The 14,279-nt window shown below is 60.6% G+C and carries 13 protein-coding genes; 2 read left to right on the forward strand and 11 right to left on the reverse strand.

Annotation, left to right across the window (positions count from 1 at the left end; all coding sequences use genetic code 11):
• Positions 1–146: 146 nt before the first annotated feature.
• From ACYZT6_RS12800 to ACYZT6_RS12850, 11 genes are all read right to left on the reverse strand, one after another.
• Entirely contained in the window at positions 147–1,157 is a 1,011-nt protein-coding gene (locus tag ACYZT6_RS12800) for a YeiH family protein (RefSeq protein WP_462027198.1), read from the reverse strand.
• Entirely contained in the window at positions 1,154–1,480 is a 327-nt protein-coding gene (locus tag ACYZT6_RS12805) for a Rieske (2Fe-2S) protein (RefSeq protein WP_462027199.1), read from the reverse strand. Before ACYZT6_RS12805 ends, ACYZT6_RS12800 begins: the two co-directional genes overlap by 4 nt.
• Positions 1,477–2,139: a DsbA family oxidoreductase gene (locus ACYZT6_RS12810; RefSeq protein ID WP_462027200.1), complete on the reverse strand. Its 663-nt coding sequence runs from the start codon at positions 2,137–2,139 to the stop codon at positions 1,477–1,479. The genes ACYZT6_RS12805 and ACYZT6_RS12810 overlap by 4 nt, the downstream gene beginning before the upstream one ends.
• A complete protein-coding gene (locus ACYZT6_RS12815; protein ID WP_462027201.1) occupies positions 2,136–3,464 on the reverse strand; it encodes an MFS transporter in 1,329 nt (442 codons plus the stop codon). Before ACYZT6_RS12815 ends, ACYZT6_RS12810 begins: the two co-directional genes overlap by 4 nt.
• A gap of 92 nt (positions 3,465–3,556) precedes the next feature.
• Positions 3,557–4,609, reverse strand: coding sequence for a beta-keto acid cleavage family enzyme (locus ACYZT6_RS12820; RefSeq protein WP_462027202.1), 1,053 nt, complete (start codon positions 4,607–4,609; stop codon positions 3,557–3,559).
• 86 nt (positions 4,610–4,695) lie between these two features.
• Positions 4,696–5,544, reverse strand: coding sequence for a TauD/TfdA dioxygenase family protein (locus tag ACYZT6_RS12825; RefSeq protein ID WP_462027203.1), 849 nt, complete (start codon positions 5,542–5,544; stop codon positions 4,696–4,698).
• A gap of 14 nt (positions 5,545–5,558) precedes the next feature.
• Positions 5,559–6,539 carry a quinone oxidoreductase family protein gene (locus ACYZT6_RS12830; RefSeq protein WP_462027204.1) on the reverse strand — a complete coding sequence of 327 codons (981 nt, stop codon included), beginning with the start codon at positions 6,537–6,539 and terminating at the stop codon, positions 5,559–5,561.
• Between the two features lie 114 nt (positions 6,540–6,653).
• Complete coding sequence (gene ppk2 / locus ACYZT6_RS12835) at positions 6,654–7,469, reverse strand: polyphosphate kinase 2 (RefSeq protein WP_462027205.1); 816 nt, start codon at positions 7,467–7,469, stop codon at positions 6,654–6,656.
• Positions 7,470–7,551: 82 nt separating this feature from the next.
• A complete protein-coding gene (locus ACYZT6_RS12840) occupies positions 7,552–9,333 on the reverse strand; it encodes a SulP family inorganic anion transporter (RefSeq protein WP_462027206.1) in 1,782 nt (593 codons plus the stop codon).
• Between the two features lie 237 nt (positions 9,334–9,570).
• A complete protein-coding gene (locus ACYZT6_RS12845) occupies positions 9,571–9,768 on the reverse strand; it encodes a YbdD/YjiX family protein (RefSeq protein ID WP_109631600.1) in 198 nt (65 codons plus the stop codon).
• 15 nt (positions 9,769–9,783) lie between these two features.
• Positions 9,784–11,844 carry a carbon starvation CstA family protein gene (locus ACYZT6_RS12850; RefSeq protein WP_462027207.1) on the reverse strand — a complete coding sequence of 687 codons (2,061 nt, stop codon included), beginning with the start codon at positions 11,842–11,844 and terminating at the stop codon, positions 9,784–9,786.
• A gap of 398 nt (positions 11,845–12,242) precedes the next feature.
• Here ACYZT6_RS12850 and ACYZT6_RS12855 point away from each other — a divergent pair, with 398 nt between their 5' ends.
• Together ACYZT6_RS12855 and ACYZT6_RS12860 are read left to right on the forward strand one after the other, a co-directional pair.
• Positions 12,243–13,610 (forward strand): cache domain-containing protein, encoded by a 1,368-nt coding sequence (locus tag ACYZT6_RS12855; protein ID WP_462027208.1) that lies wholly within the window; start codon positions 12,243–12,245, stop codon positions 13,608–13,610.
• A gap of 34 nt (positions 13,611–13,644) precedes the next feature.
• Positions 13,645–14,277 (forward strand): response regulator, encoded by a 633-nt coding sequence (locus ACYZT6_RS12860; protein WP_462027209.1) that lies wholly within the window; start codon positions 13,645–13,647, stop codon positions 14,275–14,277.
• Positions 14,278–14,279 lie beyond the last annotated feature (2 nt).

Consider the following 14,279-nt stretch of genomic DNA (forward strand, 5'->3'; position numbering starts at 1 on the left):
ACAGTGTCGGAACCAAAAAAAACGGCGACTGCTGGTACAGTCGCCGTAAAAAACCGGTGCTTGTGACGCCGGTCGAGTGCCGCACGACGCTGGAGTTAACGCAATGCGGCGGCTGTGGAACAGGGTGCGGCATACCATGGGGGGACTTACATCCCCCAGCGCAGCAACAGCAGGACGAGAACCACAAGGAACACGGTTTCTCCTACCATCAACAGGATCGGCTTGATACCGACGGAGGCCAGTTCCTTGAGTTGGGTTTTCATGCCCAGGGCGCTGATCGAAACCACAAGGCACCAGCGCGACAATTCATTGACCGCCCCCTGCACCTGCGGCGCGACCCATCCGGTGCTGTTGATACAGGCCAGAATCAGAAAACCGACAGCGAACCACGGCAATAGCGGCGGCCGTTTGCCTGTGGGGTCGGCGCCTTGAATCCGGGTAATCATGGCGGCGCAGACGATCACTGGCAGCAGCATCGCGACACGCATCAATTTGACCACCGTGGCCGTATCGCCGGTCTCGGTCGACAGGCTGTAACCGGCGCCGACCACCTGGGCGACATCGTGGATGGTCGCGCCCAAAAACACCCCGGCCACCTGCGGCGACAACGACAGCCAGTTGGCGATCATCGGATAGACGATCATTGCCAGGGTTGATAGCGCCGACACGCCAATCACGGTAAATAACGTGGCACGCTCTTTCTGTGGATGGTTTGGCAGCGCCGCAGCCAGCGCCAAGGCCGCCGAGGCACCGCAGATTGCGGTCGCCCCGCCAGTAAGCATGCCGAACAAGCGCTGAAAACCCAGGGCCTTGGCCGCGATCACCGAGACGCCGATGGTCACGACCACCAGAATCACCACCAGGGCCACCGGTTTCCAACCCAGCGCCGCCATCTGTTCAAGGGTGATGCGCATGCCCAGCAACGCCACGCCGATGCGCAATACAGTGCGCGCCGTGAACTCGATACCGGCCTTGCACACGCCATCACTTGCGAGGAAGTTGAGCGCCATGCCCAGCAACAAGGCAAACAGCATCACCGGCGCACCGTAATGCTCGGACAGAAAGGAAGCGGCCGCCGCAACGATCAAGCTGACGATGAAGCCGGGCGCCAACTCGCGCGTTCGGCTATGGATTCGGGTGAGAGCAATGGCGCTCATGGCGCGGACTCCTGGGAAACGATGACGATAAAGGCTTGGTCGTCGACCACCTCGACCCGGTAGTTGGCGACCTTGAGTGTGTTGGAGTTGAGCAAGTAGCCGCTGGCCAGATCGAAACGCAGCCCATGGGCGCAGCATTGAATCGTTCGCCCGTCGAGGCGCCCGCCACACAACGAGGCGCCCTGGTGCGGGCAGCTGTCATCGATGGCGAACAAATGCCCGTCGACGTTGAACAGCGCCAGGCTTTTGTCTTCGAACTCGAACAGCGCACGGCCACCGGCCTGCGGGTGTTTGCCGGCCGGTACGGGAATACGTCTGATCATGCCGGTTGCCGCTCGCGATCACTTTCCTTGAGTGCTTCACTCATGGCCCCGAGCAGTGCCTGGGCGGGTTGTGCTCCGACCACTGTCATGCGGCCGTCGAACTGAAAGCCCGGCACGCCACTGGTCGCACCGGGGAATCCGTCAAAGGGCGTGGCGTCACCCTTCAGGCAATCGAGCACCGTGTCCGTATCGACGCCGCAAGCGCGGGCAATGGCGATCAACGTCTCACGGCAACCGAGGTTTTCGCCTTTTCGGAAATAAGCGGCGAACAGCCGTTCGAGCAACATTTCGCGCTGAACAGCATTGCCCAGTGCACTGACACGCTCGAACAAACGATGGGCGTCAGCGGTGTTAGGCATCGTCTCGATACGGCCCAGGTCAATGGCCAGTCCCACCGCACCGGCAGCCCGCTGTACCTGGGCCTGGCGCATGGTCATGGCGTCGGCATTACCCAGGCGCTTGCGATAGAAATCGGCGAAGGGTTCACCTTCTACTGGCAACTGAGGCAGCAACTGCACCCCATGCCACACCGTGGTGATCTGCACACCCGGATGGCGACTGCGAAACTGGACCTGCGCATGCTCCAATTGGCGCTTGCCGATCAGGCACCAGGGGCAGATGAAATCGAAAAACACATCAATCCGTAAACGACCACTCACAACTTCACCTCGCACGCTGCTGTACCGGGCACGTCATGGACGCGCTCATCCCTCAACCGAGCGATGTCTTTCTGGTAATGACACAGGGCATAAAAGAACACCGCCGCCGCCAGGACACTGATGAGTGGCACCAGTTGGAAGGCGCCGTGCAGGCCGATCACATCGGACACTCGGCCGGTGATGAACGGCCCCGGCGCCAGGCCCAGCATGTTGTTGGCCAGGGTCAATGTGGCGAACGCCGTGCCGTGGACCGAGTGATGGGTCAGGTTGGCAACCATTGCCCCGGCCGGGCCGGTGGTGCCCGCGGCAATCAACATGCCCAGGCAGATCATCCCCAGTTGCGCAGGCCCCGCCGGCAACGCAAATGCCAGCGACAACAGCACGCAGCTTCCCAGGCAGTACGCGATGGCCAGGGACACCTTGCGCTCCGGTGAATGGCGGCACAATCGGTCACTGAGCATGCCGCACAGGATCATCCCCACGCCGCTGCACAGCACGATGATCGCCGCCATGCCCCCGGCTTTGTCCGTGCCCATGGCGTAGTAGCGATTCAGGTAGCTGGGCATCCACACGATGACCGTGCCGCCGACGAACAATTGCAAGCCGCTGCCCACATATGTCGCGATCACCGAACGGCTGGAAATCAACGTACGCAACGGGTGTTTGACCCTGGCGGCAGCCTTGCTCGCCCTGTTCACCACACGTTGCGGGGCGATGCGTGCTTCCTTGACGATGATCGGGTAAAGCAATGCCAGGACCAGACCGAACAGCGCCATGCCGGCAAACGACCAGCGCCAGCCAAGCTTGGCCGCGATGGCGCCCCCCAAGGCCATGCCCAATACCGATCCAAACATGCCGCCCGCCATGAAGGCACTGGCCAGCGTGGCACGCAGGTGTTTAGGGAAGACGGAAATCACCACCGCAATGCCGACGCTGCCATAAGCGGCCTCGCCCACGCCGACCATGAACCGGGCAATGAACATCTGCTGATAGTCCTGCGCCACTGCGCAGCCCAGCGTCGCCAGGCTCCACAGCAAAGCCATCAGCGCCAGGCTCTTGACCCGGCCGAAGCGATCCGCCAGCAATGACAGGGGAAATGTCAGCAGCCCCACCATCAGCGCGACAATGCCACTGAGCAGGCCGAGCTGGCCGTCGCTCAGGGCCCATTCGCCCTTGAGCATCGGGAATACGGCGTTCAGCACCTGGCGCGACATGTAATCGGAAATCAACAGCCCGAACGTCAGGGCGAAGACTATCCAGGCATATTTGCGAGCAACCACGACAGCACAGTCGTCATCGTCTGCGGCGATTGGGTGAAAGGCCATGCAGCCTCCTCAAAGCTTTGTTTTATTGTTGTTATCAAGCGTGTTGCAGTGCAGCGAGCGGGAGGCCACTGACCTCCCCCTTCGTCTGCCGATCAGCCGCGTTGCGGCACACCTTTCTGCCCGGCCTTGCGGTTGGGAGCCATGCCGTTGGCCAGCAGCGTTTCTTCAATGCTCTGGTACTGCACGCCGATGCGGTAGATCTCACGGGCTTCTTTGCCTGTGGCGATTTCGCGACCCAGTTCATGGGCGATGCGCACAGTCTGCTGGATCTGCGCAACTGAGCCGAAACGATCGCCCTTGTGATCAATGATAGTGTCTTCATTGCCCACACGCGGGTGCATACCCATGGCCATCGACATGGTGTTGAACGGCATGACGTTCTTGAGCAGCGACTCGGAGGTCAGGGTGCAACCGTCTGGCGCGCGGTGGATGAAGTTGAAGAAGTTGAACGGATTGGGGCCGTCGAAACCGCCGCCGATACCGATCCAGGTCAGGTTCAACGGGCCCTTGTAGACGCCCTTGCGCACCAGACGCTCGAGGGTTTCCATCGCGTGCATGCCGGTCAGCTGGAAGTGCGGCTGGATGCCGTTGTCCATCAGACGTTTGAGGTGCTCGGCGACCCAGGCCGGGCCTGCCGGCACGGTCATCTCGCTGTACGCTGCCTGAAAAAGGGGGTTGGCCAGGGACGTGCCTTCCAGGTATTCCGGATACAGCAGTTCCATGATGTTCATTTGGGTGGTGTTGATCGCCACAGTGACCTGATCCGGTTTTGGCGTCAGCTCGGCCAGCATGTGTCGCGTATCGTCAGACAACCACTTGGCCGCTTCGCCATCGCTTTCGGGGGCGAAGGAAATCGAGCCCCCGACCTGAATGATCATGTCCGGCACGGCTTCACGCACTCCGGCGATCAACTCGTTGAATTTGGACAGACGCTTGGAACCCTTGCCGTCCAGTTCGCGCACGTGCAGGTGCAAAACCGTTGCACCGGCCTCATAACAATCGACCGCCTTCTGCACCTGCTCGTCCATGGTCAGCGGGATGTCTTCGGGAAAGTCTTCCGGCATCCATTCCGGACCGTACGGGGCCACCGTGATGACGACCTTTTCCATGTTTTCCGGGTGCAGGGAATCGTCGAAGAATTGCATGGGTTACTCCTGTTCTTATTGGTTATCCGCCCAGCCGGGATCGTGCCCGGTGGGCGCAGTTACGAGTGCGAATGCAGAGGGGTCGATCAGTAAGTCTTGTCGCCGATGATCCCGGCACGCTCCATCTTGCGGTGGCACGGCGGGTAATCCATGACCGCGTAGTGCTGGGTGCTTCGGTTATCCCAGATCGCGATGCTGTTGGGCTTCCAGCGCCAGCGCACTTGATACTCGGGGATGTACGCCTGGCTGATCAGGTAACGCAGCAACTCACTGGCGCCCGGGTTGGCGTCCTGGCCGAAGCGCACGCGCTCGGGAGTGTGGTAGTTGCTGAAGTGGGTGGTGAAAGCATTGACGAACAACACCTTCTCGCCGGTTTCCGGGTGGGTGCGCACCACCGGGTGTTCGGCGTCCGGGTACAGGGCCTTGAGTGCCAGGCGCTTTTCGACAGGCATGGCCGCGCCAAAGCTGGCTTCGATGCTGTGGCGGGCGCGCAGGTCGGCGATCTTCGACTTCACATCATCAGGCAGGTTTGCGTAGGCTTCGACCATGTTCGCCCACATGGTGTCGCCGCCCACGGGTGGACATTCCACGCAGCGCAGCACACAGCCCATCGGTGGCGCCTCGCGCCAGGTGGCGTCGGTGTGCCAGGCATTTTCGTAGCGGTCCATCGGCTGGCCCGGCTTCTTGTAGATGCGCACCAGACCAGGGTGATCCGGGTCACTGCCAGCCACCGGATGATCCTCCAGCTCGCCGAAACGACGGGCGAAGGCTACGTGCTCGGCACGACTGATGTCCTGGTCGCGCAAAAACACCACTCGATGCGTGAGCAACTGGGCACGAATCTCGGCAAAAAGACCGTCGTCATGGATCGCATCGGCGAGGTTGACGCCGATCAGTTCCGCACCGATGTTGCAGGTCAATTGTTCGACTTTCATTGCAGGCCGCTCCCTTAAATGACGAAAATCGACGAGCCGGTGGTCTTGCGTGATTCCAGGTCGCGATGGGCCTGCACGGCATCCTGTAGAGCATAGTGCTGGTTAATCTCGATCTTGATGCGACCGCTGCCGACGTGATCGAACAGTTCGCTCGCCAGCGCGGCTTTTTCCGCAGGATCGGCGATGTAGTCGGCCAGGGCCGGGCGCGTCAGGAACAGCGAACCCTTCATCGCCAGCATGACCGGATCAAAGGCCGGGATCGGACCGGAAGCCGTGCCCACGCACACCATCAGGCCGCGACGCTTGAGCGAGTCCAGGGAGCCCATGAAAGTATTCTTGCCCACACTGTCGAACACCACGTTGACGCCGACGCCGTCAGTCAGTTCACGCACGCGCTGGGCGACATCTTCATGGCTGTAGTTGATGACATGGTCGCAGCCATGGGCGCGGGCGATTTCCCCTTTGACGTCGGTGGAAACGGTGCCGATGACCGTCAGCCCCAACAGCTTGGCCCACTGCGAAACGATCAGACCCACACCACCAGCGGCGGCATGCAGCAGAATGCTGTCGCCGACCTTGAAATCGTAAATGCGCCGCATCAGGTACGCCGACGTCAGGCCGCGCATGGTCATGGCCGCGGCGGTTTCGAAGCTGATGGTTTCCGGCAGTTTGATCAGCGGCGCGGCCGCGATCAGGCGCTCGGTGCTGTACGCGCCCAGCGTATTGAGAAAACCGGTGTAGGTGACGCGATCGCCGACTGCGACGTGAGTAACGCCCTCGCCCACGGCCTGTACGACGCCGGAGGCTTCAACGCCCATGCCGTTGGCCAGCGGGATCGGGTAGGTGCCATTGCGAAAGTAGGTGTCGGCATAGTTCAGGCCGACGGCCACATGACGCAGACGAACCTGACCCGGGCCAGGTTCCCCGACCTCGACGTCTTCATAACGAAGGACTTCGGGACCACCGGTTTCGTGGAAGCGGACGGCTTTGGCCATGTTTTCTTATTCTCCAGTCTGCAATGCGTCGATTTACGCTGACTGGACTGTAGGTCGCCGTCTGATGAGACGCTTCTCATCAGACGACAATGGCTTTTCATTTCATGACAATCGTCAGAAGTGCTCAGCGACCCGTTTGAGCGGGTAATTCGGTTCACGGTAGCCCCCCGGCCGCTGCCGTTCAGGCAACTTCACCTTCTCGCGCGGCACCTCCTCATAAGGAATACGGCTGAGCAAATCGGTGATGATGTTCAGGCGTGCCCGCCGCTTGTCATTGGAGTTGGCCACCAGCCAGGGGGCATGTCCGGTATCCGTCGACTTGAACATGTCATCGCGTGCGCGGGAGTAGTCATACCAGCGGCTGTAGGACTTCAGGTCCATGTCGGTGAGTTTCCAGATCTTGCGCCCATCCTTGATGCGTTCCTCAAGCCGGCGAGTCTGTTCTTCAGGGCTTACTTCCAGCCAATACTTGAGCAGGATGACGCCCGAGTCGACGATGGCGCGCTCCACCAGGGGGATGGCCTTGAGGAAACCGGCGACCTGCTCTTTGGTACAGAACCCCATCACCCGCTCGACACCCGCACGGTTGTACCAACTGCGATCGAAGATCACCACTTCGCCCGCCGCCGGCAGGTACGGCAGGTAGCGCTGCACATACATCTGGCTTTTTTCCCGGTCGGTCGGTGCAGGCAACGCCACCACCCGGAAGATCCGCGGGCTGACCCGTTCGGTCAGCGCCTTGATCGTTCCGCCCTTGCCCGCCCCGTCGCGGCCCTCGAAGACAATGCAGATCTTGATGCCCTTGTGCTTGACCCACTCCTGCAGCTTCACTATTTCGACATGCAGTCGGCGCAGTTCGCTCAGGTAGTCCTTGTTTGACATCTTTACGCTGTCGTCGCTTTTTTTGGCGCTTTTCTTATCCTTTGCCATCACCAAGACCTCACGAGTGCCTCATACGTTTATCGCCGTGAACCAACCGCGTCAGTCTAGTCCATGGCGCAACTGTCTACCGTCATCGAGCCTTTTCTTGCCGATCCACCTGATGGGTCAGCAAATAGCTGTCGACGGCGGCGCCTATTGTTGGAAAAAACGCCTGTTCGCCCAACTGCTCGAAGAGCCCGAATCGCTTGAGCTTGTCCTTGACCGGGTCTTTCATTTCGGCAATACACAGCTCGATGCCCGCGGCGTGCAACGTTTCGGTCAGTTCAACCAGCATGTCAGCAGAGGTCACGTCCACGCTGGTAACCGGTTCCGCGGTCACGACCAGCCAACGCACTGGCGTCGGCGATGCAGCCAAGGCATTCAGCACCCGGTCCTGGAACTGTTCGGCATTGGCGAAAAACAGCGGTGCATCCCAGCGAAACAGGACCAGCCCGGGGATAAGGCGCGCATCCGGATAGCGCTGAATATCATGGTAGCCCTTGAGACCTTCCACGCGTCCGAGCACTGCAGAATACGGACGCCAGCCATCCCACAGGAATTCGATGACGGCAATCACGATTGCCAGGCCAATGCCCTCAATCGCTCCGAACACGGCCACGCCCACGGTGCAGGCGATCGACAGCCAGAACTCCCAGCGTTGCATGCGATAAATGCGCCGCAAGTCGCTGACCTCGATCAAGCCGATGGCCGATGCAATGACGACAGCCGCCAGTGCACTGGTGGGTAAATGCTGCAGCAAGTTCGGCGCCACCATCAGCAGCAAGGCGACACACAGCGCGCCGACGACGCCGGTCAGCTGGGTTCTGGCACCGGCGGCCTCTGCCACGGGAGTGCGCGACGAACTGCTGGACACGGGAAACCCCTGAAAGAACCCGGCGGCGAGATTGGCTATGCCAAGCCCGACCATTTCCTGGTTCGGGTCGACATACGTGCGAGTCTTGGCGGCATAGACACGGGAAAGCACGCTGGTGTCGGCGAACGAGATGAGGGCCACGGCGCAGCCACCGATCAGCACGGGGACGATATCGGCGGTCGTGATCCAGGGGATGGCAAAAGAAGGCAAACCCTGCGGGAGGGAGCCGAGGATCGATACATTTGCCCGCTCGGCGAGGTCCAGCACACCCACGGCGACGGTCGCGCCGACCACGGCAATCAGAATGCCCGGCACGCGCTTCTGGCCCTTGAGTAGCAGGATGACTGCCAGGGTGGACAGGCCGACCGTGAACACGGTCCAGTTGGTCTCGCCCTCCATGACCGCCGTGGCGATGGCCCACAGGTTTCTCAGCGGTCCGTCAGCTTCGATCGAAAAGCCGAAGAGTTTCGGCAGTTGGCTGATCAATACGGTCAGGGCGATCCCGTTCATGTACCCGTAGCGGATCGGTTTGGACAGCAACTCGGTGACGAAACCAAGGCGCGCGATCCCCGCCAGGACGCAGACCGTCCCCGACACGATGGCCATCATGCCCGCCAGGGCGACTGCGCGCTGCGGATCACCGCCGGAGAGTGGCAGGACGACGGCGAGGATGACCGCAACCAATGAGGAGTCCGGGCCCAATACGAGAATCCGGCTAGGCCCGAACAACGCGTAAGCGAGTAGCGGGATGATGGTCGCGTAAAGACCATAAATGCCGGGCAGGCCTGATGCCTGCGCGTAGGCGATGCCGACCGGCACCAACATCGTGGTCAGCACCAGCCCGGCCATGATGTCGTGCCGCAGCCCGGCAATCGGGTATCCGCGCAACGTCAGCAGTCCCGGCATCCAGCGGCCCCAACCGGTCTGATCGCCCGCCTTCACCCGCGGTGCAATACGCCCCGGTTCCGGGACTGGGGGCGAAACATTGGAGTCGCTCATAGCTCGGTGGCCCCCTGTTGGGCAACCCGATGAATTGAAGGCACGGCATCCGCGCATTGAATGGCTGAAAAACAGCATAGCCGCTGGTGAAAGCGTATGCCTCGCCGCAGAGCAATCAGGTCGTGCAACGACGGCGAAGGCAAAGAAAAAGCCCGGATGACCCGCGATGACGATCTTGAGATCGCTATCGCTGGTCATCCGGGCTCCAAGAGCGACCCGTTACCTAAGTGCCATTATTCAACAACACTTCGGTCCAGCCTTGCTGCCGTAACGTGCTTCCTGGCGTTCCCGAAAGAACACTTCGTAGCTCATCACCGGTTTGTCCGGATGTTTGCTCTGCATATGTTCGACGTAGGTGTCGTAGTCCGGCATGCCCACCATCAGGCGCGCGGCCTGACCGAGGTATTTGCCGAGACGACTCAAGTCATTGAACATGGGCGCCCTCCTCCGTCACGCTTGTTGCGGCAGCGCCTGGTACGGTGCTTCTTTATCCGTACGCTCCTTGGTGCCCCAGGCGGCAATGCCGACCTTGAGCGCAAAGAACAGGATGCTGAAGACCACCAGCAGGAACAGCGCCGTCAGCGTTGCGTTGGTGTAGGCGTTGTAAATCACGTGATGCATCTGGTCGATGCTCTTCGCCGGAGCGAGGATCTGACCGTTGGCCAGCGCGTCGCTGTATTTTTTGGCCAGGGCCAGGAAACCGATCGCCGGGTTGGCATCGAACAGCTTGATAAAGCCTGCGGTGGTGGTGCAGATCAGCAGCCATACCGCTGGCAGCATGGTCACCCAGACATAACGCTGGCGTTTCATTTTGATCAGCACAACGGTCGCCAACATCAGCGCGATACCGGCCAGCATCTGGTTGGAGATGCCGAACAATGGCCACAAGGTGTTAATGCCGCCCAATGGGTCGATCACGCCCTGGTACAACAGATAACCCCACATCGCCACACAACCGGCGGTTGCGATCAGGTTGGCAGTCCAGGACTCGGTGCGCTTCAGGGATGGCACGAACGAGCCGAGCAAATCCTGCAGCATGAAACGTCCGGCACGGGTACCGGCGTCGACCGCGGTCAGGATGAACAGCGCTTCAAACAGAATCGCGAAGTGGTACCAGAACGCCATGGTGTTTTCACCCGGCAGAACGTGGTGCAGGATCTGCGCGATGCCGACCGCCAACGTTGGTGCGCCACCGGCACGGGCCAGAATGGTGGTTTCACCGATGTCCTTGGCCACTGCTTGCAGCGCTTCCGGGGTGATTGCAAAACCCCAGCTGCTGACCGTCTGAGCAACCGAAACAGCATCGGAGCCCACCAGCGCTGCCGGGCTGTTCATCGCAAAGTACACGCCCGGCTCGATCACCGAAGCCGCGACCATCGCCATGATGGCGACGAAGGATTCCATCAACATGCCGCCGTAACCGATGTAACGGGCATGGCCTTCGCTGGCCAACAGTTTCGGCGTGGTGCCGGAAGCAATCAGCGCGTGGAAACCGGAGACCGCGCCGCAGGCGATGGTGATGAACAGGAACGGGAACAACCCGCCTTTCCACACAGGGCCAGTGCCGTCGATGAACTGGGTCAGGGCCGGCATTTTCAGGTCGGGCATGGTGACCAGAATGCCGATCGCCAAGGCCACGATGGTGCCGATCTTCAGGAAGGTCGACAGGTAATCACGCGGGGCCAGAATCAGCCATACCGGCAATACCGCGGCGACAAAACCGTAGCCGATCAACATCCAGGTGATCTGTACGCCACTGAAGGTAAAGGCTTTGGCCCAGACCGGATCAGCGGCAATCTGCCCACCGAGCCAGATCGAACCCAACAGCAACAACACACCGACAATGGAGATTTCACCAATGCGGCCCGGGCGGATGTAGCGCATGTAGATGCCCATGAACATCGCGATCGGGATGGTTGCCATCACCGTGAACATCCCCCACGGGCTCTCGGCCAGGGCTTTCACGACGATCAGCGCCAGCACCGCGAGGATGATGATCATGATCAGGAAGCAGCCAAACAGGGCGATGGTCCCGGGGATGCGGCCCATTTCTTCACGGACCATGTCGCCCAGCGAGCGACCGTTGCGGCGGGTGGACATGAACAGGACCATGAAGTCCTGAACCGCACCGGCCAGCACCACGCCGGCAATCAGCCACAGTGTGCCGGGCAGATAGCCCATCTGTGCCGCCAATACCGGACCGACCAGCGGCCCCGCGCCAGCGATGGCGGCGAAGTGGTGACCGAAAAGTACGTGTTTGTTGGTCGGCACGTAGTCCAGGCCATCATTATTGATGACGGCGGGCGTGGCACGATTGGGGTCGAGTTGCATCACCTTGGTGGCGATGAACAGGCTGTAGTAGCGGTATGCGACGAGGTAGATAGCGACTGCTGCGACTACGATCCACAGGGCATTGATCGCTTCGCCGCGGCGCAGGGCCACGACACTTAGCGCAAACGCTCCCAGGACAGCCACGGCAAACCAGGCGAGGTGTTTAGCCAGACGGGGCATAGCGTGTCTCCTGCCGACAGCCAGTGACTGCGGCGGTAATTTTTATAATTGTGTCCGCGGTGCGGAGCTGGCCCAATATCCCCGCATGCCGTCTACAAATAAATCCGCGTTACTACGTACGTGGCATCTACGTAGTTCTACGTAGATGCGACTGACCTGTCAGCTGAATTGAAAAACCCCTGTGGGAGCCAGCCTGCTGGCGATGGCGGTGGCACAGTCAACATCAATGGTGAATGTCAGTCCGCTATCGCCAGCAGGCTGGCTCCCACAGGGGTTTGTATTTCAATTGGCGGACTGCACAGCCGCAGGTCATTCCGTCCAGCACCGCTACTGGACGCGCGTATCTTTGGCATATGATGCCGGGCCTTCGCCTTCCCTCGGTCCGGTCAGGAGCCAAGATGCAGCTCAAACACAAAATCGTCGCGCTCGGGATTCTGCCGCTGGTGTTGGCGATCGCCGTGATCTGCGCGCTGGTGATTTCCCTGAATCGCCAACTCGGCGATCAACAGGCGCAGCTGATCGAAGACAGCATTCTGGCCAGCAAGCGTGCCGAGCTGAAAAACTACGTGGAAATGGCGCAAAGCCTGATTGCGCCGCTGTACGACGACGGCCACGGTGACGCGCACGCTCAACAACAAGTGCTGGAAGAACTGCGCAAACTCAGCTTCGGCATCAATGGCTACTTCTTCGTCTACGACCGCGAGGGTCGCAGCCTGATGCACGCTCGCCAGTCCGAACTGGTGGGCAAATACCTGTGGGACATGAAGGACCCTCACGGTTTACCGGTGATTCAGGCGTTGCTCAAAAGCGCGCAATCAGGCGAAGGTTTTCAGCGCTACGCCTGGAACAAGCCCTCCTCCGGCCAGGTGACCGACAAGCTCGCCTATGTGGTGATGCTGGATCGTTGGGGCTGGATGCTCGGCACCGGCATCTACTTGGAAGACGTTGAACGCGCCACTCAACAGGCGCGCGACGAAGTTGCGCAAGGCATTCGCAAGACCATGCTGGCGATTGCTGCGGTGGCCCTCGTGGCCGTGCTGTTTGTCTTCGCCAGCGGCATGACGCTCAACGTCAGCGAGCATCGCCTGGCGGACAAAAAGCTTCAGCGCCTGACCCAGCGGATCGTCAGCCTCCAGGAAGAAGAGCGATCACGGGTTTCCCGGGAGCTGCACGACGGCATCAGTCAGGTGCTCGTCTCCATCAAGTTTCAGTTCGAACTGGCCAGCCTGCTGCTGGAGAATGACCAGGCGCAAGACAAGGGTCTGAGCACGCTAAAAGACGCCACGACGCGCCTCGGCGACGCGATTGGCGAGGTACGCAGCCTCTCTCACGACCTGCGTTCGTCACTGCTCGATACCCTTGGCCTGCCGGCGGCGATCGGCCAACTCGCCGCAGAATTCGAGCAGCGCAGCGGCCTCACCGTGACCTACGACGACAATGAATTCGACTGTGACCTGGTCGATGGCGCGGCGGTTTCGCTGTTCCGGATTGTGCAAGAAGGCCTGACCAACATCGAACGCCACGCGCAGGCTAAAAACGTTTCGATTACCCTGCACGGGTCGGAAGAAACTGTGCGGCTGACGGTGGTCGACGACGGTGTCGGTTTCAACGTCGCCCAGGTCGAACGTCGCCACGCGGGCATCGGCCTGCGTAATATCCGTGAGCGTGTCGAACATTTTGGCGGACGTTTTGACCTGATATCGATCCCCGGAAGAAGTGAGCTGGACGTGTTGCTGCCGATGAAAATGCCCGGCGCAAAACGCTGACTCAGCCCCATTACAACAAGAGTGAATACCCGCGATGAACCTGCCCTATCCGATCCGCGTTGCCCTGGTCGACGATCATTCCCTGGTCCGCGACGGGATCAAAGCGCTGCTCGCGGTCATGGCGCCCCTGGAAGTGGTGGGCGAAGCCGAGAGTGGCGCGGATGCCATCGAGATGGTCGGGCACTGCCAGCCAGACTTGTTGCTGGTCGACATCAGCCTGCGTGACATGAACGGGCTTGAGCTGACTCGCGTGCTGCGTAACCAGTATCCGGCGCTGAAGGTGCTGGTATTGAGCATGTACGACAATTATGAATACGTGAGTGAATCGGTTCGCGCGGGCGCCAGCGGCTATGTGCTGAAGAATTCACCGTCGCGGGAAATCATTGCAGCCATCGAGGCCATCGCCAGTGGCGGTACGTTCTACAGCGCCGAAATCGCCCAGCGGCTGATTGCCGACAAAAGCACCGACAACGAGCTGACACCCCGCGAGAGCCAGGTGTTGTACAAGATGGCGCAGGGGCTGAACAACAAGGAAATGGCCCGCGAGCTGGACATTAGTGTGCGTACGGTGGAAACCCATCGCCTGAGCATCCGTCGCAAACTCAACATCGACAAACCCGCGGCCCTGGTCAAATACGCGATCGATCACGGGATCATTTCGCGCTAGCG

It is taken from the genome of Pseudomonas sp. RT6P73 (assembly GCF_054897715.1).

Excerpts from the sequence above, each read along its gene's own strand:
- ACYZT6_RS12800 (WP_462027198.1), bottom strand. The coding sequence starts at position 1,157 with ATGAGCGCCATTGCTCTCACCCGAATCCATAGCCGAACGCGCGAGTTG.
- ACYZT6_RS12805 (WP_462027199.1), bottom strand. The coding sequence starts at position 1,480 with ATGATCAGACGTATTCCCGTACCGGCCGGCAAACACCCGCAGGCCGGT.
- ACYZT6_RS12815 (WP_462027201.1), bottom strand. The coding sequence starts at position 3,464 with ATGGCCTTTCACCCAATCGCCGCAGACGATGACGACTGTGCTGTCGTG.
- ACYZT6_RS12820 (WP_462027202.1), bottom strand. The coding sequence starts at position 4,609 with ATGCAATTCTTCGACGATTCCCTGCACCCGGAAAACATGGAAAAGGTC.
- ACYZT6_RS12825 (WP_462027203.1), bottom strand. The coding sequence starts at position 5,544 with ATGAAAGTCGAACAATTGACCTGCAACATCGGTGCGGAACTGATCGGC.
- ACYZT6_RS12830 (WP_462027204.1), bottom strand. The coding sequence starts at position 6,539 with ATGGCCAAAGCCGTCCGCTTCCACGAAACCGGTGGTCCCGAAGTCCTT.
- ppk2 (WP_462027205.1), bottom strand. The coding sequence starts at position 7,469 with ATGGCAAAGGATAAGAAAAGCGCCAAAAAAAGCGACGACAGCGTAAAG.
- ACYZT6_RS12840 (WP_462027206.1), bottom strand. The coding sequence starts at position 9,333 with ATGAGCGACTCCAATGTTTCGCCCCCAGTCCCGGAACCGGGGCGTATT.
- ACYZT6_RS12845 (WP_109631600.1), bottom strand. The coding sequence starts at position 9,768 with ATGTTCAATGACTTGAGTCGTCTCGGCAAATACCTCGGTCAGGCCGCG.
- ACYZT6_RS12850 (WP_462027207.1), bottom strand. The coding sequence starts at position 11,844 with ATGCCCCGTCTGGCTAAACACCTCGCCTGGTTTGCCGTGGCTGTCCTG.
- ACYZT6_RS12855 (WP_462027208.1), top strand. The coding sequence starts at position 12,243 with ATGCAGCTCAAACACAAAATCGTCGCGCTCGGGATTCTGCCGCTGGTG.
- ACYZT6_RS12860 (WP_462027209.1), top strand. The coding sequence starts at position 13,645 with ATGAACCTGCCCTATCCGATCCGCGTTGCCCTGGTCGACGATCATTCC.